We start from the raw sequence: 22,541 nt of genomic DNA, 5'->3' as shown, positions 1-22,541 counted from the left end.
TTCTTAATTTCTATATCAATCACCTCTTTACAAATTAATAATAACAGATTAGATATAAATTTTCTGTTAAGATTTTCTTAACATATATTTTATTATGATTTGATATAATACTTATAAAGGAGAAAACATGAAAATATTAATAGTAGAAGATGAAAAAATATTAAATAATACAATAAATAAATCTTTAAAAGATGCAGGTTATGAAGTTGAATCCGCTTTTGACGGTTTTGATGCTATGGAAATGATAGAAATTGAATCTTATGATCTTATAGTTTTAGATTTAAATCTTCCAAATATGGATGGAATGGAAATTTTGAAAAATTTGAGAAAAGAAGATGTTGAAACAAAAGTTTTAATCCTATCTGCAAGAAGTCAAATCCAAGATAAGGTTGAAGGTCTTGATGCCGGAGCAAATGATTTTTTGCAAAAGCCATTTCACTTGGACGAATTAAAAGCAAGAGTTAGATCTCTTACAAGAAGAAACTTTATCCAAAATAATACAGAGCTTTCTTTTGACAAGATAAAATTTGATAGTAAAAATAGGACAATTTTTATAGACGACAAAGAATTAAAATTGACAAGAAAAGAATCTGGAATTTTGGAATACTTGCTTTTAAATCAAGGAAGGCCAGTAAGCCAAGAAGAATTAATTGACCACGTTTGGGATTCTAGCGTTGATTTATTAAGCAATTCAATAAGGGTGCATATATCTGCCCTTAGAAAAAAATTAAAACAAGAACTTGGCTATGATCCAATTGAAAATAGGATTGGAATAGGATATTTATTGAGGAAAATAAAATGAAAAAAATGTCATTAAGACTTCGAATCGCCATTTTAACAAGTATTTTGATAGCTCTTACAAGTTTAACCATGAATTTTTTTATGAACAAAACCGCATATTTTTATATAGATTCTTTGGGTGGATATGTCGATAAGATGGAAAACAAAGAAGATTTGTATATAAATATTGACAAGGATAAAATTGGCGATTTTGATACAAATTTTTCAGACCAAGTCACAATTACAAAAAATAATTTTTCAAAAAAATCTTGGATAATAACAAGTTTAGTTACAATTTTTGGAGGAATAATTTCCTACTTTCTAAGTGGCAAATTTCTAGAACCCCTTGATAAATTTTCAAATCAAATTGAGCAAATCCAGCTTAAAAATATAACCGATTACGAAGTAAAAGAAAATCCAATAAAAGAATTTCAAAAATTAACCAAATCTTTTAACCAAATGCTAGAAAGATTAAACGAATCCTACAAAAATGAAAGAGAATTTACAGCAAGAGCAGCTCACGAGTTGAGAACTCCCCTTACCATAATAAATTCACAAATCGACCTATTCGAAGAAGAAAATATGGATGAAGATGAAATTAAAAATCTTGTAACAATGATAAAAAACGAATCAGATAGACTTTCAAAACTTGTAACAAGCCTTTTAGATTTAAGCGAATTAAGGTCAGTTACAAGAAATGAAAAAATAGAGCTTTCCTCTTTAATTGAAGAGGCAATTCAAGACTTATCATTTATATCCGACAAAAAAAATATAAACATAGAAAATCTTTGCCAAGAAATATATATAGAAGGAAGTGATTTACTAATCTATAGAGTATTTTATAATTTGATAGAAAACGCAATAAAATACAACAACAATAATGGATTCGTAAAAATTTATTCCAAAAAAAATAAAGATTTTGCAGAAATATACGTAGAAGATAGTGGAATAGGAATAGCAAAAAGCGAAAAAGAAAATATCTTCAAAGCCTTTTATAGAATAAAAGCAAATGAAGAAATAGGATCAGGACTAGGACTTTCTCTAGTAAAAGAAACAATAAAACTTCATAGAGGAAAAATTAAAGTTTTAGACAAAGACAAAGGAAGCCTAATAAAAGTTTCCCTACCAATTTCTAATTTATAAATAATTTTAAGCACAAAAAAACTAGGCGCAAAGCCTAGTTTTTTAATTAAATTTCTTCAGCATTTATAATTTCATCATTGAAACCGTCTTTGTAGTCATCATTTTTAACTATATGTTTATTAAATATTTTATCTATACCAATAGAGATTGCTGTATCTCCTGATATATTTGCAGCGGTTCCAAATGAATCTTGAGTTAGATATAGTGTAATCAATAATGATGCAAGCTCTCCTTCTGAAGGAATTCCTACAACTGGTAAAAATGGTAGGGCACTCATTACAGCTCCACCTGGTGCTCCAGGGGCTGCAACCATAGCTATTCCCAAAATTGCCATATATCTTAACATTAATAAATAAGAATGATCCATTCCATACATGGTTAAAATTGTAAATGTGCAAGCTGTAATTGTAATCATTGAGCCTGGCATGTGAACTGTAGCTCCAAGAGGAATTACAAAATCTCTTATTCCCTTGCTAACACTATTTGACTTAGCACATTCTAAGTTTACAGGAATTGTAGCAACAGATGATTGAGTTCCAACAGCTGTTAAATATCCTTTGATTTGATTTTTGATTAAAACAAGAGGATTTTTCTTTGTATAAAGACCATTTATTATAAATAAAGCAGATATGTATAATAAGTGAAGAGCAATTACACACAAGAATATTTTCCAGAAAATTGAAAGAACTGCAAATACAGAACCTGTAAATGCCATTTTTGAGAAATTACCAAAAATAAAAAATGGTAATAATGGTACAATTGCTGTTGATAAAACTTTTGTAATTATCTCATTAAATTCTCCAATTAAACCGTAAGAATATTCTCCCTTACCATGTTTTCTTAACCAAGAAATTGAAATTCCCATCATAAAAGCAAAAATAATTGCTGATGTAACATCAAAAAATGGTGTGATAGGCACTTCAAAAAATGGATTAACTTCAATTTCACTTGAAGCTTGGATCTTAGCAACTTGATCTTGACTAATAAAAGCTGGGAAAATATTTGAACTCATTAAATAAGATAATGAACCACCAACTATAGTTGATGTATAAGCAATAAGAACAGTTACAGCAAGTAACCTTCCAGCTCCTTCTCCAAGATCTGCTATTCCTTTAGTAACAAAAGCGATTATCATAAGTGGGATAACAAAGTTTAAAAATGCACCGAAAATTGATGAGAATGTAACTGCAATTCTTACAAACCATTCAGGCAAATATAAACCAGCTAAAGTACCTAAGGCAATCGCTATCAATAATTTAGGTATTAAACCAAGTTTTTTCTTTTCAGATTTACTCATAAAAATTTAAACACTCCTTTTTTAGCTATATTTTTATGTAAAATATATAGCTCGTAACGTGACTACCTATCCATTATAGGACATAAAGAAAAAAAGTGCAAATAAAATTGCACTTTTTTAACAAATTATTATCAATTTTTCTTATTTTTGGTTATATTTTCTTTGAAGTTCAGAAATTAAATTATTATCATCAAAATAATTTATGCCCATAGCGTCTTTTACTTGTTCAAGTTTCATTTTTCCATAAGCACTTGCCTCTTTCGAACCATTTTCCATAATTTCAAATAATTTGGAAATATCTTTTTCATAATAAGCTCTTTTTTCTCTAACAGGAACAAGAAAATCTTCCAAAACTTTATTTAAGAATTTTTTAATTTTCACATCTCCAAGACCACCACGTCTATAATGATCTTTTAATTCATCTAAATTTTTATATTCTGGCAAATATTTTTCAAAATGATAATCTTCACAAAAAGCATCAAGATAAGTAAATACAGAATTTCCTTCAACCTTTCCTGGATCTGTAATTTTTATATGTCCTGGATCTGTAAACATTGACATTACTTTTTTCTTTACTTCTTCTTTTGAATCTGATAAGTAAATACAATTATCCAAAGACTTACTCATTTTTGCATTTCCATCAATTCCTGGAAGTCTTCTACAAACTTTATTTTCTGGAATTACTGCTTTTGGTTCTCTAAAAATTTCTTTGTAAGTACTATTAAATGAACGAACCAATTCTCTAGCTTGTTCAAGCATTGGCTCTTGGTCTTCTCCAACTGGAACAATATTAGAATCAAACAAAATAATATCTGAAGTTTGGCTAACAGGATAAATTAAAAATCCAGTAGGAAGACTTGTTTCAAAATTTTTAGATTTTATTTCGCTTTTTACAGTAGGATTTCTTTCAAGCCTTGATAGGGTAACTAAATTTAATAAATAAAAAGTTAATTCTGTAAGCTCTTTTACATAAGATTGAACAAAAAATGTTACCTTATTTGGATCAAGTCCAACTGATAAATAATCAAGCATAACTTCTGTAATATTTTCTCTGATTTTTTTTGGATTATCAAAATTATCAGTAAGAGCTTGAGCATCGGCAATCATAACATACATTTTGTCATAATTTCCTTCATTTTGCATTTTAACCCTATTTTTTAATGAGCCAACATAATGGCCCAAATGAAGTTTTCCTGTTGGTCTATCTCCAGTTAAAATTATATTTTTCATTTTTTCTCCTTTTTAATAAAAAATAAGGGAAAGATTATTCCCTTCCCTTATTAGCTAAATATTCATCTATAAATCCGTCAATATCTCCATCCATTACGCTTTCAACATTTCCAACTTCAAAATTTGTTCTATGATCTTTAACCAAAGTGTATGGATGAAATACATAAGATCTTATTTGATTTCCCCAAGCTATTTGGGTGTAATTTCCTTGAATATCTTCAATTTTTTCCCTGTGTTCTTCTTCTTTAATTTGAGTAAGTTTTGCCAAAAGAAGCCTCATTGCTGTTTCTTTATTTTGAGTTTGACTTCTTTCAGCTTGACTTGATGCTATAACTCCTGTTGGGATGTGGGTAATTCTTACAGCAGAATCAGTTTTATTAACATGTTGTCCACCAGCTCCACTTGCCCTATAAGTATCAATCCTCAAATCTTTTGGATCAATTTCTACACTCATATCATCATTTAATTCAGGAAAAATATCAACTGATGCAAAAGAAGTGTGGCGTCTTTTTGAAGAATCAAAAGGAGAAATCCTTACAAGCCTGTGAACGCCTTTTTCTCCTTTTAAATATCCATAAGCAAAAGAACCTTTCACATGAATTGTTGCAGATTTTATACCACCAGCTTCTTCGTTATTTAAATCTGTTACATCAAATTTAAAATTTCTTTTTTCGAAAAATCTTGTGTACATTCTCATAAGCATTTCTGCCCAATCAGTAGCTTCAAGTCCACCAGCTCCAGCATGTATTACAAGATAGGCATTATTTTTGTCATATTCTCCATCAAGCTCAGTTTTTATTTTAAAAGATCCTATTTCTTTTTTTAATGAATTTAAAATTTCTTCAATTTCATTCAAACTTTCTAAATCTTCATTGCTTTCTTCAATTATATCCAAAAGATCAGATTGGTCTTTTAATTCTTCTTCAAAGCTTGTAAAAGTTTTAAAATTTTCTTTTTTATCTGACAAATCTGCCATTATTTCTTGAGCTTTTTGGCTATCATCCCAAAAATTTTCTTCTAGAGTTTGTTTTTCAATTTGTTTTATTTCTGTATTTAGCTTTTCTGGGTTAAGATGAGAGCCAATCATATCTAGATTTTTATCAAGTTCTTTAATGATTTCTCTTAGCTCATAAATTTCTGCCATCTAATTACCCTTGATGTGTCCTTTTTTAGCTTCTCTTTTTAATCTTCTTCTTTCAGCCCTGTTTGTTGCTTCTTCTGGATTTTCAGGATTTTCAAATCCTTCTTCATCAGGTTTTAAAACTTGTTTTCTTTCAATATTTTGTCTGATTTCAACACCCATCATAAGTCTTACAGTTTCTTCTTGGATGGCATTAGTCATTTCTTCATACATATCAAAACCAGTATTTGTGTAAGCTCTTACAGGATCATCATTTCCCATTGCCCTTACACCAATTTCTTTTCTCATTTGATCCATTGAATCGATATGTTCCATCCATTTTGTATCAATTACTCTAAGTAAAACAACTCTTTCAACTTCTCTCATGTTTTCTTCGCCAAATTGTTTTTCCTTATTTTCATATTTTTCTAAGCTTGTTTGGTAAATATAATCTATTAGTTTTTCTTGAGTAAAATCATTTATATTTTCAAACTTCAATAATTCAACAGGAATTGCAATTGATTTTAAATGATTTAATAAAGCAACCATTTCCCAATTTTCTGGTTTTACTTGTGGATTTGTAAATGAATAAACGGATTGGGAGATTGAATCTTTTATCATTCCAAGAATTGAATCTCTCATATTTTCTCCGTAAAGAACTTGTTTTCTTTCGTTATAGATTATTGTTCTTTGTTTGTTCATTACATCGTCGTATTGAAGAACTCTTTTTCTTGTTGCAAAGTTATTTGCTTCAACTCTTGTTTGAGCTTTTTCAATTGACCTTGTAACCATTTTTGAAACAATTGGTTCATCTTCTGGATAATTATAATTTTCTACAAATTTTGAAATTTGTTCTCCAACATTAAGTCTAATCAAGTCATCTTTTAATGAAATGAAAAATCTTGATTTTCCTGGATCTCCTTGTCTTCCAGAACGACCTCTCAACTGATTATCAATTCTTCGTGATTCGTGTCTTTCTGAACCAATTATATAAAGTCCACCGACTTCTCTAACTTTTTTAGCTTCTTCATCTATGCCAGGTTTTACTAGAGATTTGTAGTGTTTATATTTTTTTCTTGCTTCTAATATTTCTTGGTTGTCTGTTTCTTGGAAAGAGTCAACTTGTTCAAGCAATTCTTCTGAGATTCCTTCTCTTTTCAATCTTTGTTTTGCCATGTGATCGGCATTTCCACCAAGCATAATATCAGTACCACGGCCTGCCATATTTGTTGCGATTGTTACAGAATTTAATCTTCCTGCTTGAGCAACTATATCAGCTTCTCTTTCGTGATTTTTTGCATTTAATACAACGTGTTTTATTTTTCTTTTTTAAGAGCATTTGATAATTTTTCAGAATTTTCTATTGAAATTGTACCTACAAGGATTGGTTGACCTGTTGCATGTACTCTTTTAATTTCTTCAATTATCGCATTATATTTTCCATTTTCATTTATATAAACATAATCTACATCATCAACTCTTTGAATTGGTTTATTTGTAGGAATTTCTACAACATCTAGATTATAAATTTCTGAAAATTCTTCTTCTTCTGTTTTTGCAGTACCAGTCATTCCTGATAATTTATCATACATTCTAAAGTAATTTTGGAAGGTAATTGTTGCAAGAGTTTTTGATTCTGATTGAACTTCAACGCCTTCTTTTGCTTCAATTGCTTGATGAAGACCATCAGAATATCTTCTTCCTTGCATGATACGTCCAGTAAATTCATCTACAATCATAACTTCGCCATTATTTACAACATAATCAATATCTCTTGTCATTGTAGTGTTTGCTTTCAAAGCATTGTTGATGTAGTGAGCAAGTTCAAGATGTTCTGGATCTGATAAATTTTCAATTCCAAAGAATTTTTCTGCCTTTGCTGTACCTTGTTCTGTAAGGTTTGATGATTTTCTTTTTTCATCAACTAAGAAATCTACTTTTTCTACAACAAATTCTCTATCAAATGGATCTTGATCTAAATCTTCGTTTGGATCTAAAATTCTTCCTTCAAGGCCTTTTATAAATTCATCTGCTTTTACATAAGTATCAGTTGATTCATCGCCTTCTCCAGAAATAATAAGTGGTGTTCTAGCTTCATCTATTAAAATTGAGTCAACCTCATCGACTATGGCATAGTGAAGTCCTCTTTGAACCATATTGTCCTTATAAATAACCATGTTATCTCTTAGATAATCAAAACCAAATTGGTTGTTTGTTCCATAAGTTATATCACAGTTATAATTTTTTTGTCTTTCTGAATTTGTAAGTCCATAAATTATACAACCTACTGTAAGACCTAAAAATGAATAAACTTTTCCCATCCACTCTTGGTCACGCTTTGCAAGATAATCATTTACTGTAACTATGTGAACGCCTTTTCCATCAAGGGCATTTAGATAAGCAGGAAGAGTTTCAACCAAAGTTTTTCCTTCTCCTGTTTTCATCTCTGCAATTTGTCCATTATGTAGAACAATTCCACCAAGTAATTGAACTGGATAGTGTTTCATTCCCAAAACCCTATCACTTGCTTCTCTTACTGTTGCAAATGCCTCTACCAATAAATCATCAAGACTTTCGCCCTTATTTAATCTTTCTTTAAATTCATTAGTTTTATCTTGTAACTGTTTATCTGTTAATTTTTGCATATCTTCATCTAGTGCTAAAATTTTATCAACCAATTTTTGGTTGTTATCAATTTCTTTTTGACTAAATGATTTAAATATATTTAATAACGCCAAATCTTTCACCTCTAATTCTCTGTATATCCTACCCTTTTTATAAGCTTTTGGCAATAAGTTAGGATTAAACTATCACAAATATAATATTAAATGAAAATCAACAAATTGTAAAATAAATTTACAAATTTATTTATCATAATTTTCTTTTAAAAAATCAATCGCTTCTATATAACCATCAAATCCCTTGCCTTTAATAGTTTTTTTGGCAAAATATGAAACGTAAGATATTTTTCTAAAATCTTCTCTTTTATCTACATCTGTCAAATGCACTTCAACTGTTGGAATATTTACAGCTTTTAGTGCATCCAAAATTGCAATTGATGTATGAGTATAAGCTGCTGGATTTATTACAATTCCATCGTACAAATTATAAGCTTCTTGAATTTTATTTATAATTTGTCCTTCAGAATTTGATTGGTAAATTTCAATTTCAATGTCCTTATCTTCAGTGTATTCTTTTATATATTTTATTAAATCTTTATAATTTTTTGAGCCATAAATATTTTTTTCTCTAATTCCAAGCATATTTATATTTGGTCCGTTAATTATCAATATTCTCATAAAATTTCACCTCAATTTCCTTAGCACATTCCAGCAAATTATTATTTTCCACCTCAAAATCTTTAAAACTGTCATATAATTTTTTTCTCTTTTTATACAAGTCAAATAAATTATATTTTTTTGAAATAGGTCTTCCCTCCACTTCTAAATCTTCTAAATTTCTTTTTACTTCTACTATTAGAGAATTTTCTTTTAGGAAATAATAATTTTCTTTCCTTTCAACAACTCCTCCGCCACAGCTTATAATAAGAGAAGTTTTTTTTGAAATTTCTTTTATTATTTGGCTTTCTTTTCTTCTAAATTCATCTTCCCCATATTTATTAAAAAATTCTTCAATATTGCCATATTTTTTTACAAATTCTAAATCAATATCGACAAGTTTTCTATTCATATTTTTTGCCAAAATTTTTCCAAGACTGGTTTTGCCTACTGCTGGCATACCTATTAGGGCTATATTTATTTTTTCTTTATAAATAGATTTTTTTATTTTTTCAATCAGTGATTCATCAATTTTTTTATCCAAAAACAATTCGCTTGCTTTTACTGCTTGGGCAAGCAACATATCAAAACCTGTTGCATATTTTATATTTTTTTCTTTGGCACAAGCTATAATTTTTGTCATATATGGATTGTAAATTAAATCTACAACTGCCTCTAAATTTTTAAAATCATAGAGCTTAATTTCTTTTAAATATTTTCCATTATTTGGATACATTCCAACAGGAGTTGTATTTACTATAATATCAAAATCAAAATAATCTTTTACATCTTTAAAATAAGGTTTATATTTTCTTGACAAAAATACTATTTTTTTTGCCCCCTCATCTTTTAAAACTTGGCTTACAGTTTCTGATGAAGCACCCTTTCCTAAAATTAAGCATTTTTTATCTTTTACATTTATTTTATTTTTTCTCAAATTATAAGAAAATCCATAATAATCAGTATTGTAACCGTAAAGTTTTCCATTTTTATTTACAATTGTATTTACTGCTCCAATTTTTTCTGCTTTTTTTGAAACAAAATCTAGGTATTTCATTACTGTTTTTTTATAGGGAATTGTTACATTTATTCCTTTAAAATCTCTTCTTTCAAAAAAATAATCTAATTCTTCTTCGTTTTTTTCAAAATATTGGTAATCATAAAAGGCTATTTTTTCGTGAATTATTTTTGAATAAGAATGAGCTAAACTTTTTCCTAAAAGTCCATATTTTTCTTCTTCTTTTTGTAAATTTTTCGATTGATCCATAATTTCTTGAAAAATAGGAAGAAAATATTCGCCGTATTCAGGACTTTTCTCTTTTATTTTTTTTAAAATTTCTCGCTCTCTTTTTGGATCGTAAATTTTTTTATTGTGGGAAATTTTGTAGGCTCTAACTTTTTTTGAAAGGTCAAATCTTTTTTTCAATAAATTTATAATTTCTTCATCAATTTTATTAATTTGATTTCTAATCTCTTTTAAATCTTCCATTTAAGCTCCTAAATACTCAATTTTTCCTCCTAATTTTTCAAAAGTTTTAAAAAATGAAGGATAGGATTTGTTTACTGCCTTATAATTTTTTATAATAATATCATCTTTTGCCATTAAGGAAGCGATGCTTGCTGCCATTACAATTCTGTGATCATTAAAAGAATCGACTGTTCCAGATTTTATTTTCCCTGAAATTTTTAGATTATCTCCAATAATTTCGCATTTCGCTCCCAAATCATTTAGCATTTTTGAAGTTGATTCAAGCCTATCGCTTTCTTTAAGCCTCAATCTTTTTCCATTTGTAATATAAGACGTTTTATCTAAATATGTTAAAAGAAGAGCAAGTATTGGACAAAGATCTGGAATTTGAGAAATATCTATTTCAAGTGTCTTATTTTCATTTTTGCAATTTTTAATTTTTTTATAATATCTACAATTTCCCTATCTTTTTGCAAGGAATCTTCTTTCAAGTTGTTGATTTTTATTTTAGAATTTATAAGATTTGCCCCATAAAAAAAGGCAGCATTTGACCAATCGCCTTCAACATAATAATTATTAGGCGATTTTATTTGTGGATTTTTTATAAAATAAGAATTATTTTCTTCTTTTACATCTACATTAAAATCTTTCAAAACTTCTCTGCTTATATCAATATAGCCAAGCGATTCGGGTTTTTCTTTTAATTTTATCGAAGTTTTTCCAGATGATTTGCTTGACGCAAGCATAATTGCGGTAATATATTGACTGGATTTGTTTTCAAAAAATTCAAAATTTCCGCCAAATAAATTTCCCTTTATCGTATAAGGAATTTTATTAGATGAAATTTCAAGACCATGCTTTCTCAAATTTTTTATTAATTCATAATTTGGTCTTTGACTTAATCTTTCTTTTCCAATAATTTTTACTTCTTTGGCAAAATGATTTGCTACAGCTGTAAAAAAATCTTAGTGAAGAACCCGACTCGTACATATCTATTGTGGCTTTTTCTATTTTTTCTTTTGGAGGAGTAACTTTTACAAAATTTTCAAATTTTTCAATCCCAACTCCCAAATTTATTAAAGCATCAATAGTTACATTTATATCTTTTGAAAATTCATTAATATAAATATTTGTAGGATTTTCGCAAAGACCTGCCAAAATCAAAGCCCTATGTCCATAAGATTTTGAGGAAATGGCGTCAATTTCTCCTTCAAGCCTTGATGGATGAATTAAAATATTATCTGTTTTCATAAATTTTCCTCAAATCCTTTAAATCTATATTTAAAATTTCGCAAGTTCCAAGATTTCTCACAACAATTATATTTATCCTGTCATTTCTTGATTTTTTATCAACCATACAAACTTTTAATATTTTTTCTGTATCAAAATCAATTTTTTTATCAAGATTATATTTTTTCAACACTTTTATAAAATCATCGTAAAAACTTTCGTAAAAATTTTTAACCATAATTTTCATACCAAGAGCAACCGCATGGCCATGGCTTATTTCAAAATTTGAATTTTTCTCTATAGCATGAGCAAATGTGTGGCCATAATTTAAAATTTGCCTAATACCAAAATCTTTTTCATCATCTTTAACCACATCTTTTTTTATATCCAAGCATTTTTTTATAATTGATGGGAGATTTTCGTAAGTTTTACTTACATTTTCTTTTGAAATTTCATCAAAAATAGACTTATCTTTTATAATTCCATATTTTATAGCCTCAGCCAAACCATCATTAAAATAATAATCCGAAAGAGTTTTTAAAAAATCTGTATCAATAAAAACTTTTTTGGGTTGGTAAAAAGTTCCACACAAATTTTTTCCTGCCTTTAAATTTACGGCTGTTTTTCCTCCAACTGATGAATCAATTGCTGATAAAAAAGTAGTTGGAATTGAAATATAATCAATTCCTCTAAGATATAAAGATGCAACAAGCCCAGAAATATCTCCTACAACTCCTCCACCAAAAGCAATAATTAAATCATTTCTTCTGTATTGATTTTCAGCAGCAAATTCTAGAAGTTTTATCAGATTTTCTGTTGATTTTGAACTTTCTCCATTTTTTATTATAAATTCTTTATAAAAAAATCCATCAAGCTCTTTAATTAATTTTTCTTTGTGGATTTTATAAACTAAGTCATCGCTTATAATTAAAATTTTTGAATTTTTATAATTTTCTTTTAAATATGTATTTAATTTTTTTATAATATTTGAGCCTATTTCTATTTCATAGGGATTTATTAAATCTACACTTAATTTCATTACCACATCTTCTTTCTTATGTCATTTCCTTTTTTTAGTTGGGCTTTTAATCTATCTACGTCATTATTTTTCAAATCATTTTTTAATTCTTCCAAGTTTTCTATCATTGTATTTATGTCTTCAATCAAAAAATCCTTGTTTAATAAAAATAATTCTGACCATAAGTTTTCATCAATCTTTGAAACTCTTGTCATATCTTTTAAACTCCCAGCAGAAAATCCATCATGGTAAATGCTTTTTTGATTTAATACATAAGCATTAGAAATCACATGACATAGTTGAGATGTAAAAGAAATCATTTCATCGTGTTTTTTGGGACTTGCCTTTACAAATTTATTAAATCCAATTTTTTTAAATAAAGAAATTTCCTCATCATCTAAATCATCAACATAAATCATCGAAGCATTTTTGTATAAATCTTTTAAAGAAGATTCAAAGCCATAAACTTCTCTACCAGCCATAGGATGAATTGATTTATATACGAAAGAATATTTTTCTGATAATTTTTTTATATATGGATGCAAATTATTTTTTACTCCAGAAATTTCCATAACAGTTTTGGATAAGTATTTATAATTTTTTCCAACAAAATTTTTTATGGTTAATGGATTTAAACAAATAATTGTAAGATCCATTTTTTTTAATTCATTCTTATCTTCAATTATTTTTATACCAAAATTCTTGGCCGATTTTTTTGTTTTTTCATCAATATCATAGCCATAAACTATATTATCACTATACTCTATAAAAGCCTTAGCAAAAGAACCGCCCATTAATCCTAAACCAACTATAGCAATTTTTTTCATTATTTATCCCTCATATTTAAATATTTTTATTTATATTATATCAAAAAAATTTTAGTGAACACAAAAATACTGCTGCAAAATAATTTGCAGCAGCTAATTTATTTTATTCGGGAATAATTAATCCGTAATGTCCATCTTTTCTTTTATATACAAGTCTTGTTTTCATTTCTTCATCATCTAAGTATATAAAGAAATCATGGTTTAATAATTCCATTTGCATACAAGCTTCTTCATCGCTCATAGGTCTTAGAACTATTTCTTTTTGTCTTTTGATCTTTGGAATATTTTCCTCTTTTCCTTCTTCAATGTTATCAAAGGATTCAAATTTAATTGATTCACCATTTCTTCTATTTCTTTGTAATTTTGTTTTTTGTTTTCTAATTTGACGAACCAAAGCATCTATTACCTTATCAATTCCTGTTGAGAAATTATCATTTACTTCCTCAGCTCTTAAAATTGTTCCGCCTTTAAGAAAAATGGTTGATTCAACTTTTTTTAAATTACCTTCGGTAGAAAATTTGAGGTCCATTTCTTCTTCCTTGTTGAAATATTTGTCAAGCCTATCAAATTTTTCCTTAGCTTCTTCTTTTAAGCTTTCATAAACATTGATGTTTTTACCTTTAATATTTAATTTCATATTGAACCTCCGTCCTTTTGATATTATATATATACCCCCCTAAGTTTAATGTAAACCTTTAGTTTTTTCTTTATTAAAATTTATTGTATAATGAGATAAATGCAAGGAGGAGAAATGGAAAAAACAAAAATTAATGATATTTTAACTTATGATTTTTATTCAAGTCTTGAAATATCTAATGACGAAAAATATTTGGCTTTTTTAAAAACAAATGCCGATTTAGACGAAAATAAATACAATTCTTATCTTTATCTTTTTGATATAGAAAAAAATAAAAAATATAAAGTTTCTGACAATAAAAATATTGGAATCTTTATTTTTGATGAAAATGATAATTTAATTTACAAGGAAAAATCCGACGATAAATTTGATTATTTTTATAAAAAAGATAGGTCAATGGGAGTTGGAAGTTTAGAATTTAAAATTGATAAGAATGTTTCATATATCAAAGATTTAAAAAATGGATATTATTTGATAAAAGCTAGCGACAAATTAAAAGAGGACGAAAGGAAAAAACAAAAGGAAAATTCTTTTTATAAGGAAGTTAGCAAATTGCCTTTTTGGTTTAATGGCACAGGTTATATAAATAATCAAAAACAAAGTCTTTACCTTTTCAAAAAAGAAGATAAAAGTCTTCAAAAAATTAGAGATTTTGAAAATGAAAGTCTAAATGCTTTTGCAATAAATAAAAACGCAAATAAATTAGCTCTAGTTTTGGGAAAAAATGATAATAAAGTTTCAAGACTTAGAGATGATTTAGTAATTTTAGATTTAGAAAATAAGGAAGAAAAATTATAATCGAAAATAAATTTGCCTATTATGATTTATTTTTTAATGACAAAGATGAAATTATTTTTGTGGCAAGTGATATGAAAAAAGGCGGAATAAATGAAGATGCCTTTATCTACAAAAGCAATTTAACTGGAGAATATAAAAAAATAAGTCCTGATGATTTTGATAAATCTTTTGGCAATTCTATTGGTAGCGATGCAAGATACGAAGCTTATAGGACTTTTTTTTACAAAAACAATAAATTTTATTTTGTAGTTACAGAAAAAGAAGAATCAAAACTTTATTCCTTAGATGAAAATGAAAATATAAAACTGGAAATTTCTGGTTGCGTTGAAGATTTTGCAATAGCAAATGACAATATTTATTATTTTGCAATGACAGAAGATAGAATTTCCCACTTAAAAGAAAAGAAAAATAACAAAATTTTACTTGATAATAAAATAAATTCATCACTTGGAAAAATCGAAGAGTTTTTCTATGAATCAAACGGCGATAAAATTAGAGGATTTGTTCTTTTGCCAGTAGATTTTGATAAAAACAAAAAATATCCTACCATTTTATCAATCCACGGCGGACCAAAAACAGAATTTTCAAATATTTTCCACCACGAGCACCAAGTTTTTGCAAATGATGGATATATAATTATTTATACAAATCCACACGGTTCAAGTGGAAATGGCGTAAAATATTCTGATATTAGAGGAAAATATGGAACTATTGACTATGAAGATTTGATGAATTTTACAGATTTTGCTATAAAAAAATATCCACAAATTGATGAAAATAATATGGGAGTTTATGGCGGATCTTATGGTGGATTTATGACAAATTGGATTGTTTCACACACAAATAGATTTAAGGCTGCAAATTCTCAAAGGTCAATTTCAAATTGGACTTCATTCTATGGAGTTTCTGATATAGGATATTATTTTGCGCCTGACCAAACAGGAGCAAATCCTTGGGATAATTTAGAAAAAATGTGGGAGCAATCTCCTATTAAACACGCGAAAAATGTAAAAACTCCAACAATGTTTATTCATTCTGACGAAGATTATAGATGTCCATTAGAGCAAGGTCTTCAAATGTATACAAGAATAAAAGAAAATGGCGTTGATACAAAAATGTATATTTTTCACGGAGAAAATCACGAATTGTCAAGATCAGGAAAGCCAAAAGCAAGAATAAAAAGAATAGAAAAAATTAAAGATTGGTTTGATGGGTACTTAAAATGAAAGGAAAAATAAAATCAAAAAAACAAAAAAATTTATTTTTACCCTAATTGAAAGAGCAAAGTCCCACGATATTATGACCTTGGCGTCTTCTCTTTCCTATTATTTTTTGTCAGCAGCAATTCCCATGCTTTTGGTTTTGTTAAATCTTGTCACAAAATATATGAAAGGTAACGAAGATGTAATTGTAGAATTTATTGAGCTTTTGCCAGAAACAATAAGAGGTGTAATTTTGATGCTTGTAAAATCAATTATTAATTCATCATCAGTTTCAACACTTTCTACAATCACATTGATATTTGCCCTTTGGTCAGCATCAAAAGGAGTTTCAAAAATAATTCTTGCAATAAATGTAGCCTACGGACTTGAAGACGATCATTCCATGATAAAAAATAAAATATTTGGATTTTTGTATACATTTATCCTTATTTTTATCCTAATATTTTTATTTTTGCTAAGAATTTATTCAAATGGAATTTTAAATTTAATAGAAAATGTATTGCAACTTGTAAATTCGTCATTTTCTCTTGAAAAATTTACCTGGCTAATCAATTTAGTTTCAGGAATACTTCCGCCAATAATTTTAATTCTTGGTCTAAGCCTTTTATACAAGTGTGCGCCTTACAATAATTCAATAAAAATAAGCTTCAAAGACGCCTTTGTCGGCTCAATTTCTACAACAATTATGATTACCATAACAAGCTTTGCCTATTCATTTTTCTTAAATAATATGAGCAATATGTCTGTTATTTACGGAGCTTTGGCAGGAATTATAGCCTTATTAGTTTGGATGCTTTTATTTTCATTGACAATAATTTTGGGCGCAGAAATCATTGCAGCCTATATGAAAACAAAAAATAAATTTACAGGATTAAATTAAGAAAAAAATTTTAAAATTATTGAATCATAATATAAAAGCTTTTGGAGTGATTTAATGAAGAAAGAACTAAGACGTTATTTTATAAATAACAGAAAAAAAATCCCAAAAAACGATAAAAAAATTTGGGATGAAAAAATAAAAAATAAACTTATAAAAAGCGAATACTATAGAATTGCCAAGTCGATTTTTATTTATTATTCAACAGAAGATGAAATTAATACAAAAAAATAATAGAACAAGCATTTTTAGATAAAAAGGAAGTTTATATACCAAAAATTATAAAAAAATCTGAAATGATTCCAGTTTTGCTCACTTCATTTGACGATCTTATAGATGGAGCATATAAAATAAAAACATCAAAACTTGAAAAAAGTTTGGAAAAAATAGACCTTACCATAGTCCCAGGACTTTCCTTTGACAAAAATAAATTTAGACTTGGCTACGGCGGAGGATATTATGATTATTACATAAAAAATCATAAATCCTTTTACATCGGTTTATTTTATCAAATAAATAAATCTTACAAATTAAATTTTGATAATTTTGATCAAAAATTAGATTTAATAATTACAGATAAAAATATATTCTAAAGAAAAAACTCTAAAGTTTTAAATAAAGCTTTAGAGTTTTTGTTTATATTTTAAAAAATTATAGTTATTATAGAAAAAAAAGAAGCACAGATTATAAGTAAATTCCAAAATAAAGATTTGTTTTTATATACCAAAACAAAATTTACAAAAAATATAATATAAAAAACAAGCATAATGAACTTAGCTAAATTTTCAGGCACATTATATCCAAAATAAGAACTAACTATAATGAAAATCATAGCTATAGCGAAAATCGCCCTTATAGTTTTATAGTATAAATTATCCTTTAACTTTTCAAAATTCATATTATTTCCCCTCGTTATGAAAAATTTTTGAGTTTTTATTCTTGATTTATATTGTAATTTTATTATAAAGAAAATCGTAATCATTATCAATAGCTTTTTTAAAAATTTCTATTTAACTTCTAATAAAATTTTTTATTTAATTTCTAGTAAAAAATTTTTTTTAATTCAAAATAAAAAAAGACAGCAAAGATAAATTTTATACTTAACTATACTGCCTTTTTAATTTAAAATCTTAATATTTATTTTTTATTTTTTGGAACAAGTTTTTCCATTCCGCCCATATACATTTGAAGTGGTTTTGGAATTTTAACTGATCCGTCTTCTTGTAATAAGTTTTCTAAAAATGCAATTAACATTCTTGGAGGAGCTACTACTGTGTTATTTAATGTGTGAGCAAAATAATTTCCTTTTTCTCCTCTTAATCTTATTTTAAGTCTTCTTGCTTGTGCATCTCCAAGATTTGAACATGAACCTACTTCAAAATATTTTCCTTGTCTTGGGCTCCATGCTTCAACATCGCAAGATTTTACTTTTAAATCTGCCAAGTCTCCTGAACAACATTCGAGTGTTCTTACAGGAATTTCTAATGATCTAAAAAATTCTACTGTATTTTTCCATAATTCATCGTAAAATTTCTTTGAATCTTCAGGCTTACAAATTATAACCATTTCTTGCTTTTCAAATTGGTGGATTCTATAAACTCCACGCTCTTCAATTCCGTGAGCTCCAACTTCTTTTCTAAAACAAGGAGAATATGATGTCATTCTTAGTGGCATTTCATTTTCATCTGTGATTGAATTTATAAATTTACCAATCATTGAGTGCTCACTTGTTCCGATTAAATATAAATCTTCGCCTTCGATTTTATACATCATATCTTCCATTTCAGCAAAGCTCATAACGCCTGTAACAACGTCAGATCTAATCATAAATGGTGGAATGTGATATTCATATCCCTTGTCTATCATAAAATCCCTTGCATAAGAAAGAATTGCTGAATGAAGTCTTGCAATATCTCCTTTTAAATAATAAAAACCTGCTCCTGATGTATCTCTTGCAGAATCTAAATCAATTCCATTAAAACTTTCCATAATATCAACGTGATAAGGAACTTCAAAATCTGGAGTTACATTTTCGCCAAATCTTTCAATTTCTACATTTTCGCTGTCATCTTTTCCTATTGGAACTGAATCGTCAATTATTTGTGGGATAACTTGCATTTTTTCTTTTAATTGGTCTTGGAATTTTCTTGTATCTTCTTCGATTTGAACAAGTCTATCATTTATATCTGAAACTTCTTCTTTTACTTTTTCAGCTTCATCTTTTTTTCCTTGGCCCATAAGAGCACCAATTTGTTTTGAAGTTTTATTTCTTTTTGCTCTTAAATTGTCTCCTTCAGTTTTTACATCTCTTAATTTTTCATCAAGCTCAATTACTTCATCAACCAAAACTAATTTTTCATCTTGAAATTTTTTCTTGATATTTTCTTTTACAAAATCTGGGTTTTCTCTTACAAATTTTATGTCTAACATATTTCCTCCTAATTTTTTTACAATAAAAAAATCTCATCCCAAAAGGGACGAGATTATCGCGGTACCACCCAATTTAATGAAATAAATTCATTCACTTTAAATTTATAAGCTCAAAGACGGATTCATTAACTTTCGCCAAAGATTTTCACCAACCATCTTCTCTCTAAAGGTTATTTTTAATTACTACTTCTCATCACAGCTTTATTCAATTAATAGTAATATACTTTTATTTTTATTTTTTTCAAACATTAACAAATTTTTCAATAGCAATTTGAGGAAGTCCAATATCACAAACTACAGTTTTATCCCTAAAATAATTATCTTCATAAAGACCTTTTTTTAAAATTTGCATACAAACAATTAAGTCGCTATCAACATAAGATCCATAATTATTTTCCCCATTTGCATCAAAACCTGATGGCAAATCAATTGAAATCGTGTAGATATTTTTTTCATTTATCAAATCAATTATATTTGCATAAATTCCAGAAACAGGTCTATTCAAACCCGTTCCAAATATCCCATCAACAATCGTATTTACCCTATCAAGATTTTTTCTCAAAAAATTCATATCTTCAATTGTTTCAATCGAATAAATATTTTCTGTAAGATTTTTACAAGCATTATAATTTATTATAAAATCTTTGCTTGCCTTGTTTTTATTTCCAATAATATAAATATCACAATCTTTAGAAATGGCAAGTAAATTTCTAGCAAGAGCAAGTCCATCTGCTCCATTGTTTCCACAAGAAACAATAAGAGCAAAAGAGTGTCTTATATCAAGATTAATATTTTCCATTACAGAAAGTGCTGCTCTTTCAACCAAACACAAAGATGGAATTTTAATTTCATTTATTGCATAGCTGTCAATATTTTGCATGGTTTCACGATCTACTAAAAGCATATTTTACTCCTAAAATAAAAGTCTTAAATCTTCTCCAAAAATTTCCATTACATGGCTTGAACCAATAATTCTTGAAAAAATCCTATCTCCATAAAACTCCATTAGCTCATCTTCAGAATAATTTGATGAAAAAATAATTGGTTTTTTGTTAATCATCCTATCATTAACAATTTCAAATAAATTTGATTCATTAGAATTTCTATCATTTTCGCTTCCCAAATCATCAATAATTAAAAGGTCTGATTCAAAAATCAAATCATATCTTTCTTTTAATTCCTCTTTTCTTTCAGAAAAAGCATACAAATAATCATTCATAAAAGAAAATAATTTTGTAGCTGTAAGATAAAGAACTGAATAATTTCTATCCAAAATTTCCTTGGCAATAGAATTTATCAAAAAAGTTTTGCCCCTTCCTACATCTCCAAATATATAAAGATTTTTATAATTTTTTGAGAAATTTTCAACATACATTTTTGCATCATTTTGAATTCTAATTATGTTCTCGTAGGGACTAATTGGATAATCTTTGTAAAGATTTTTAGAATATAAATTTGCGTTAAATGTTCTAAAGTTTTCTCTTTGAACAAGCCTACTAATATTTGATTGGGAATATTTTTTCTCTATTATAAGTTTTTTTCTACACCTACAAATTTGAGTATTTACAAAACCTGTATCCTTACATATATCACAATGATAATGGATTTTTAAATAGTCTTTTGGGTAAGAATTTTCAAGTAAAATTTCTTCCTTTTGCCTATCAAGCTCTTTTAATTTTTTCTTTAATTCATCTACATTAATTCCTTCTTGAGCCTTTGTTATTGCCATTTGCCCAAGCGATGCAATAGTTTTGTCAATAACTTTAATTCTTGGAAATTTTTCATATATTTCTTTTTTTCTTTTTTCTTGTTCTTCTTTATTTTTTATTCTTCTTTTTTCAATTATTCTTGAAATATTGTCATTGGGACTCATCTTATATCCCCTCCTTCAAGAATTTTTTTAAATCTTTCTTCCCTTGCCTTTTGGGCATAAGATTTTTCATTTGGATTTTTATTTTTTGACCTATAAACTTTTTTTGCACTCTTATATTTTCTTGGAGATTTTTCTCTCATTAATTTCGCTCTTTCTTCTTTTATTTTTAAGTCATTTAAGGAAAAAATACTTTGATCTCTCCAAGTTTTTAAAAATCCCATTACATATTTTACATCAACATTATTTACTTCTTTTGCTTGCCTAAAAGCTTCTGTAACAAGCTCAGGATCTTGTTTATATTCATCTAAAGTTTCGTGAATTCTTCTAATATCTTGTGGAGTAAGCTGTCTTTGAATAATTCTTTCAACCTGATTAAACATTACAGATTTTCTTTTTGATGTATCAAGCATATTTTCGCTTGCATTTGCCTTTGAATTTCCAAAATAAGCTTGTCTTAGAGAAATTATTTCAAGATAAAAAGTCCCATCACCCCTATCTTTTTTCCTAAATACTCCCATATTTGTCCAATATGAAATTATTTCGTTCATTTTTTCATCATCAAAGGCAAGTTGTCTTTTTATTTTTTCTAAATCAACTTCTCCACTAGATTTTAAATCCTTATATAAAAGCAAAAAAACTTTTAGGCTATCTCCGTCTGCCATGGGTACGTATGTATTTAAAAACATATTTTCAAATGATGTTTCTCCCATATCCAAACTTAAATTTTGAATTTTAAATTCCAAATTATTACCTTCCATTTTTTCTTATTCTCATTTTTGTAATAAAACTATAAATTTTGCCATTTTTCATTAAAAAATATTGGTCGTCAGGATATATTTCTTGATTTTCAAAAATTTCTATTGTATCGCCACATTTTTTAAATCCTAATTTTTCATACAAAGAAATCGCTCTTTTATTAAAATTATTTACATCAAGATAAAGTTCATTAAATTTTAAATCCTCAAAATAATAATCAAGTAAGATTTTCATAGCCTTAAAACCATAACCTCTTGAAGTATATTGTGGATCAAAAACAATTCCCAATTCACTTTTTCTTAAAATCGGATTATAATTTTTTAGACCTATAAAGGCAATAAAACTATCATCGTCAATTTTTCTTACCGCAAAATATCTTTTCCTATAAATATTTACATTCATAAACCAAACTTCGCAATCAATTTGAGAAAAATTTCCATAATTATAGCCTTTTAATCTTTCATCCTCATTCATTGACCATTTTCTTAAATCATAAGCATCATCTAAGGCTAATTTTTTTAAATATATCTTATCGTCTTTTCCAATTATTTTCATT

Annotated in this window: 23 protein-coding genes, 1 pseudogene and 1 other annotated feature; of the genes and pseudogenes, 7 read left to right on the top strand and 17 right to left on the bottom strand. The window is 27.3% G+C overall.

Translation table 11 applies throughout. The features are described 5' to 3' along the window. Positions 1-127 precede the first annotated feature (127 nt). Both HGAG_RS00390 and HGAG_RS00385 read left to right on the top strand, forming a co-directional pair. Positions 128-802, top strand: a complete 675-nt coding sequence (locus HGAG_RS00390; RefSeq protein WP_019117436.1) for a response regulator transcription factor — start codon at positions 128-130, stop codon at positions 800-802. Beyond that, a complete protein-coding gene (locus tag HGAG_RS00385) occupies positions 799-1,923 on the top strand; it encodes a HAMP domain-containing sensor histidine kinase (protein ID WP_019117435.1) in 1,125 nt (374 codons plus the stop codon). The genes HGAG_RS00390 and HGAG_RS00385 overlap by 4 nt, the downstream gene beginning before the upstream one ends. Before the next feature lie 46 nt (positions 1,924-1,969). Here HGAG_RS00385 and HGAG_RS00380 read toward each other — a convergent pair whose 3' ends face one another. The 12 genes and pseudogenes from HGAG_RS00380 to hpf all read right to left on the bottom strand — a co-directional run bounded on the left by HGAG_RS00380 (position 1,970) and on the right by hpf (position 14,028). Beyond that, the gene (locus HGAG_RS00380; RefSeq protein WP_019117434.1) at positions 1,970-3,220 is read right to left on the bottom strand and encodes a dicarboxylate/amino acid:cation symporter; all 1,251 of its coding nucleotides are present in this window, start codon (positions 3,218-3,220) and stop codon (positions 1,970-1,972) included. 141 nt (positions 3,221-3,361) lie between these two features. Continuing rightward, complete coding sequence (gene trpS, locus HGAG_RS00375) at positions 3,362-4,450, bottom strand: tryptophan--tRNA ligase (RefSeq protein WP_019117433.1); 1,089 nt, start codon at positions 4,448-4,450, stop codon at positions 3,362-3,364. Positions 4,451-4,484: 34 nt separating this feature from the next. After that, complete coding sequence (gene prfB, locus HGAG_RS00370; RefSeq protein ID WP_019117432.1) at positions 4,485-5,594, bottom strand: peptide chain release factor 2; 1,110 nt, start codon at positions 5,592-5,594, stop codon at positions 4,485-4,487. Further along, a pseudogene (secA, locus tag HGAG_RS10270) lies at positions 5,595-8,308 on the bottom strand (preprotein translocase subunit SecA). Positions 8,309-8,434: 126 nt separating this feature from the next. After that, on the bottom strand, positions 8,435-8,869 hold the full coding sequence (gene aroQ, locus HGAG_RS00360) for a type II 3-dehydroquinate dehydratase (RefSeq protein ID WP_019117431.1): 435 nt from the start codon (positions 8,867-8,869) through the stop codon (positions 8,435-8,437). Next, positions 8,850-10,337 (bottom strand): shikimate kinase, encoded by a 1,488-nt coding sequence (locus HGAG_RS00355; RefSeq protein WP_019117430.1) that lies wholly within the window; start codon positions 10,335-10,337, stop codon positions 8,850-8,852. The genes aroQ and HGAG_RS00355 overlap by 20 nt, the downstream gene beginning before the upstream one ends. Beyond that, on the bottom strand, positions 10,338-10,685 hold the full coding sequence (locus HGAG_RS12255) for a 3-phosphoshikimate 1-carboxyvinyltransferase (RefSeq protein WP_280101251.1): 348 nt from the start codon (positions 10,683-10,685) through the stop codon (positions 10,338-10,340). Positions 10,686-10,714: 29 nt separating this feature from the next. Continuing rightward, positions 10,715-11,233 carry a 3-phosphoshikimate 1-carboxyvinyltransferase gene (locus HGAG_RS12250; RefSeq protein ID WP_280101249.1) on the bottom strand — a complete coding sequence of 173 codons (519 nt, stop codon included), beginning with the start codon at positions 11,231-11,233 and terminating at the stop codon, positions 10,715-10,717. Further along, positions 11,196-11,567, bottom strand: a complete 372-nt coding sequence (locus tag HGAG_RS12245) for a 3-phosphoshikimate 1-carboxyvinyltransferase (protein WP_280101234.1) — start codon at positions 11,565-11,567, stop codon at positions 11,196-11,198. Before HGAG_RS12245 ends, HGAG_RS12250 begins: the two co-directional genes overlap by 38 nt. Beyond that, complete coding sequence (aroB, locus tag HGAG_RS00345; protein WP_019117429.1) at positions 11,554-12,585, bottom strand: 3-dehydroquinate synthase; 1,032 nt, start codon at positions 12,583-12,585, stop codon at positions 11,554-11,556. The genes HGAG_RS12245 and aroB overlap by 14 nt, the downstream gene beginning before the upstream one ends. After that, positions 12,585-13,391 (bottom strand): prephenate dehydrogenase, encoded by an 807-nt coding sequence (locus tag HGAG_RS00340; protein WP_019117428.1) that lies wholly within the window; start codon positions 13,389-13,391, stop codon positions 12,585-12,587. The genes aroB and HGAG_RS00340 overlap by 1 nt, the downstream gene beginning before the upstream one ends. Before the next feature lie 103 nt (positions 13,392-13,494). After that, complete coding sequence (hpf, locus tag HGAG_RS00335; RefSeq protein ID WP_004839118.1) at positions 13,495-14,028, bottom strand: ribosome hibernation-promoting factor, HPF/YfiA family; 534 nt, start codon at positions 14,026-14,028, stop codon at positions 13,495-13,497. Positions 14,029-14,142: 114 nt separating this feature from the next. Here hpf and HGAG_RS11780 point away from each other — a divergent pair, with 114 nt between their 5' ends. The 5 genes from HGAG_RS11780 to HGAG_RS10255 all read left to right on the top strand — a co-directional run bounded on the left by HGAG_RS11780 (position 14,143) and on the right by HGAG_RS10255 (position 17,519). Then, positions 14,143-14,826: a hypothetical protein gene (locus HGAG_RS11780; protein WP_244263780.1), complete on the top strand. Its 684-nt coding sequence runs from the start codon at positions 14,143-14,145 to the stop codon at positions 14,824-14,826. A gap of 71 nt (positions 14,827-14,897) precedes the next feature. Beyond that, entirely contained in the window at positions 14,898-16,052 is a 1,155-nt protein-coding gene (locus tag HGAG_RS11775) for an alpha/beta hydrolase family protein (protein WP_244263779.1), read from the top strand. 73 nt (positions 16,053-16,125) lie between these two features. Then, positions 16,126-16,929, top strand: a complete 804-nt coding sequence (locus tag HGAG_RS00325) for a YihY/virulence factor BrkB family protein (RefSeq protein WP_019117427.1) — start codon at positions 16,126-16,128, stop codon at positions 16,927-16,929. A gap of 54 nt (positions 16,930-16,983) precedes the next feature. Continuing rightward, on the top strand, positions 16,984-17,160 hold the full coding sequence (locus tag HGAG_RS12350; RefSeq protein ID WP_341871691.1) for a 5-formyltetrahydrofolate cyclo-ligase: 177 nt from the start codon (positions 16,984-16,986) through the stop codon (positions 17,158-17,160). After that, positions 17,157-17,519 (top strand): 5-formyltetrahydrofolate cyclo-ligase, encoded by a 363-nt coding sequence (locus HGAG_RS10255; protein ID WP_341871705.1) that lies wholly within the window; start codon positions 17,157-17,159, stop codon positions 17,517-17,519. Before HGAG_RS12350 ends, HGAG_RS10255 begins: the two co-directional genes overlap by 4 nt. 544 nt (positions 17,520-18,063) lie before the next feature. Here HGAG_RS10255 and serS read toward each other — a convergent pair. From serS to HGAG_RS00290, 5 genes are all read right to left on the bottom strand, one after another. After that, positions 18,064-19,356, bottom strand: a complete 1,293-nt coding sequence (gene serS / locus HGAG_RS00310) for a serine--tRNA ligase (protein ID WP_019117425.1) — start codon at positions 19,354-19,356, stop codon at positions 18,064-18,066. 40 nt (positions 19,357-19,396) lie between these two features. Beyond that, positions 19,397-19,562 (bottom strand) — a binding site (T-box leader). A 35-nt stretch (positions 19,563-19,597) separates the two neighbouring features. Beyond that, the gene (locus HGAG_RS00305) at positions 19,598-20,260 is read right to left on the bottom strand and encodes an NAD(P)H-hydrate epimerase (protein WP_019117424.1); all 663 of its coding nucleotides are present in this window, start codon (positions 20,258-20,260) and stop codon (positions 19,598-19,600) included. A gap of 9 nt (positions 20,261-20,269) precedes the next feature. Continuing rightward, positions 20,270-21,229: an ATP-binding protein gene (locus HGAG_RS00300; RefSeq protein ID WP_019117423.1), complete on the bottom strand. Its 960-nt coding sequence runs from the start codon at positions 21,227-21,229 to the stop codon at positions 20,270-20,272. After that, entirely contained in the window at positions 21,226-21,987 is a 762-nt protein-coding gene (locus HGAG_RS00295; protein ID WP_004839125.1) for a DnaD domain-containing protein, read from the bottom strand. The genes HGAG_RS00300 and HGAG_RS00295 overlap by 4 nt, the downstream gene beginning before the upstream one ends. Beyond that, positions 21,977-22,540, bottom strand: a complete 564-nt coding sequence (locus HGAG_RS00290) for a GNAT family N-acetyltransferase (protein ID WP_026074018.1) — start codon at positions 22,538-22,540, stop codon at positions 21,977-21,979. The genes HGAG_RS00295 and HGAG_RS00290 overlap by 11 nt, the downstream gene beginning before the upstream one ends. Position 22,541: the final 1 nt, after the last annotated feature.

This window comes from Anaerococcus obesiensis ph10, from assembly GCF_000311745.1.
In the GTDB taxonomy this organism is placed as follows: Bacteria; Bacillota; Clostridia; order Tissierellales; family Peptoniphilaceae; genus Anaerococcus; species Anaerococcus vaginalis.
Note: the sequence above shows the minus strand (reverse complement) of the source record. Positions and strands in the feature narration are given on the sequence as shown.

What these genes read in the sequence shown, in the direction of transcription:
- HGAG_RS00390 (WP_019117436.1), top strand. Translation starts at nt 128, where the DNA reads ATGAAAATATTAATAGTAGAAGATGAAAAAATATTAAATAATACAATA.
- HGAG_RS00385 (WP_019117435.1), top strand. Translation starts at nt 799, where the DNA reads ATGAAAAAAATGTCATTAAGACTTCGAATCGCCATTTTAACAAGTATT.
- HGAG_RS00380 (WP_019117434.1), bottom strand. Translation starts at nt 3,220, where the DNA reads ATGAGTAAATCTGAAAAGAAAAAACTTGGTTTAATACCTAAATTATTG.
- trpS (WP_019117433.1), bottom strand. Translation starts at nt 4,450, where the DNA reads ATGAAAAATATAATTTTAACTGGAGATAGACCAACAGGAAAACTTCAT.
- prfB (WP_019117432.1), bottom strand. Translation starts at nt 5,594, where the DNA reads ATGGCAGAAATTTATGAGCTAAGAGAAATCATTAAAGAACTTGATAAA.
- aroQ (WP_019117431.1), bottom strand. Translation starts at nt 8,869, where the DNA reads ATGAGAATATTGATAATTAACGGACCAAATATAAATATGCTTGGAATT.
- HGAG_RS00355 (WP_019117430.1), bottom strand. Translation starts at nt 10,337, where the DNA reads ATGGAAGATTTAAAAGAGATTAGAAATCAAATTAATAAAATTGATGAA.
- HGAG_RS12245 (WP_280101234.1), bottom strand. Translation starts at nt 11,567, where the DNA reads ATGAAAACAGATAATATTTTAATTCATCCATCAAGGCTTGAAGGAGAA.
- aroB (WP_019117429.1), bottom strand. Translation starts at nt 12,585, where the DNA reads ATGAAATTAAGTGTAGATTTAATAAATCCCTATGAAATAGAAATAGGC.
- HGAG_RS00340 (WP_019117428.1), bottom strand. Translation starts at nt 13,391, where the DNA reads ATGAAAAAAATTGCTATAGTTGGTTTAGGATTAATGGGCGGTTCTTTT.
- hpf (WP_004839118.1), bottom strand. Translation starts at nt 14,028, where the DNA reads ATGAAATTAAATATTAAAGGTAAAAACATCAATGTTTATGAAAGCTTA.
- HGAG_RS11780 (WP_244263780.1), top strand. Translation starts at nt 14,143, where the DNA reads ATGGAAAAAACAAAAATTAATGATATTTTAACTTATGATTTTTATTCA.
- HGAG_RS11775 (WP_244263779.1), top strand. Translation starts at nt 14,898, where the DNA reads ATGAAAAAAGGCGGAATAAATGAAGATGCCTTTATCTACAAAAGCAAT.
- HGAG_RS00325 (WP_019117427.1), top strand. Translation starts at nt 16,126, where the DNA reads ATGACCTTGGCGTCTTCTCTTTCCTATTATTTTTTGTCAGCAGCAATT.
- HGAG_RS12350 (WP_341871691.1), top strand. Translation starts at nt 16,984, where the DNA reads ATGAAGAAAGAACTAAGACGTTATTTTATAAATAACAGAAAAAAAATC.
- serS (WP_019117425.1), bottom strand. Translation starts at nt 19,356, where the DNA reads ATGTTAGACATAAAATTTGTAAGAGAAAACCCAGATTTTGTAAAAGAA.
- HGAG_RS00305 (WP_019117424.1), bottom strand. Translation starts at nt 20,260, where the DNA reads ATGCTTTTAGTAGATCGTGAAACCATGCAAAATATTGACAGCTATGCA.
- HGAG_RS00300 (WP_019117423.1), bottom strand. Translation starts at nt 21,229, where the DNA reads ATGAGTCCCAATGACAATATTTCAAGAATAATTGAAAAAAGAAGAATA.
- HGAG_RS00295 (WP_004839125.1), bottom strand. Translation starts at nt 21,987, where the DNA reads ATGGAAGGTAATAATTTGGAATTTAAAATTCAAAATTTAAGTTTGGAT.
- HGAG_RS00290 (WP_026074018.1), bottom strand. Translation starts at nt 22,540, where the DNA reads ATGAAAATAATTGGAAAAGACGATAAGATATATTTAAAAAAATTAGCC.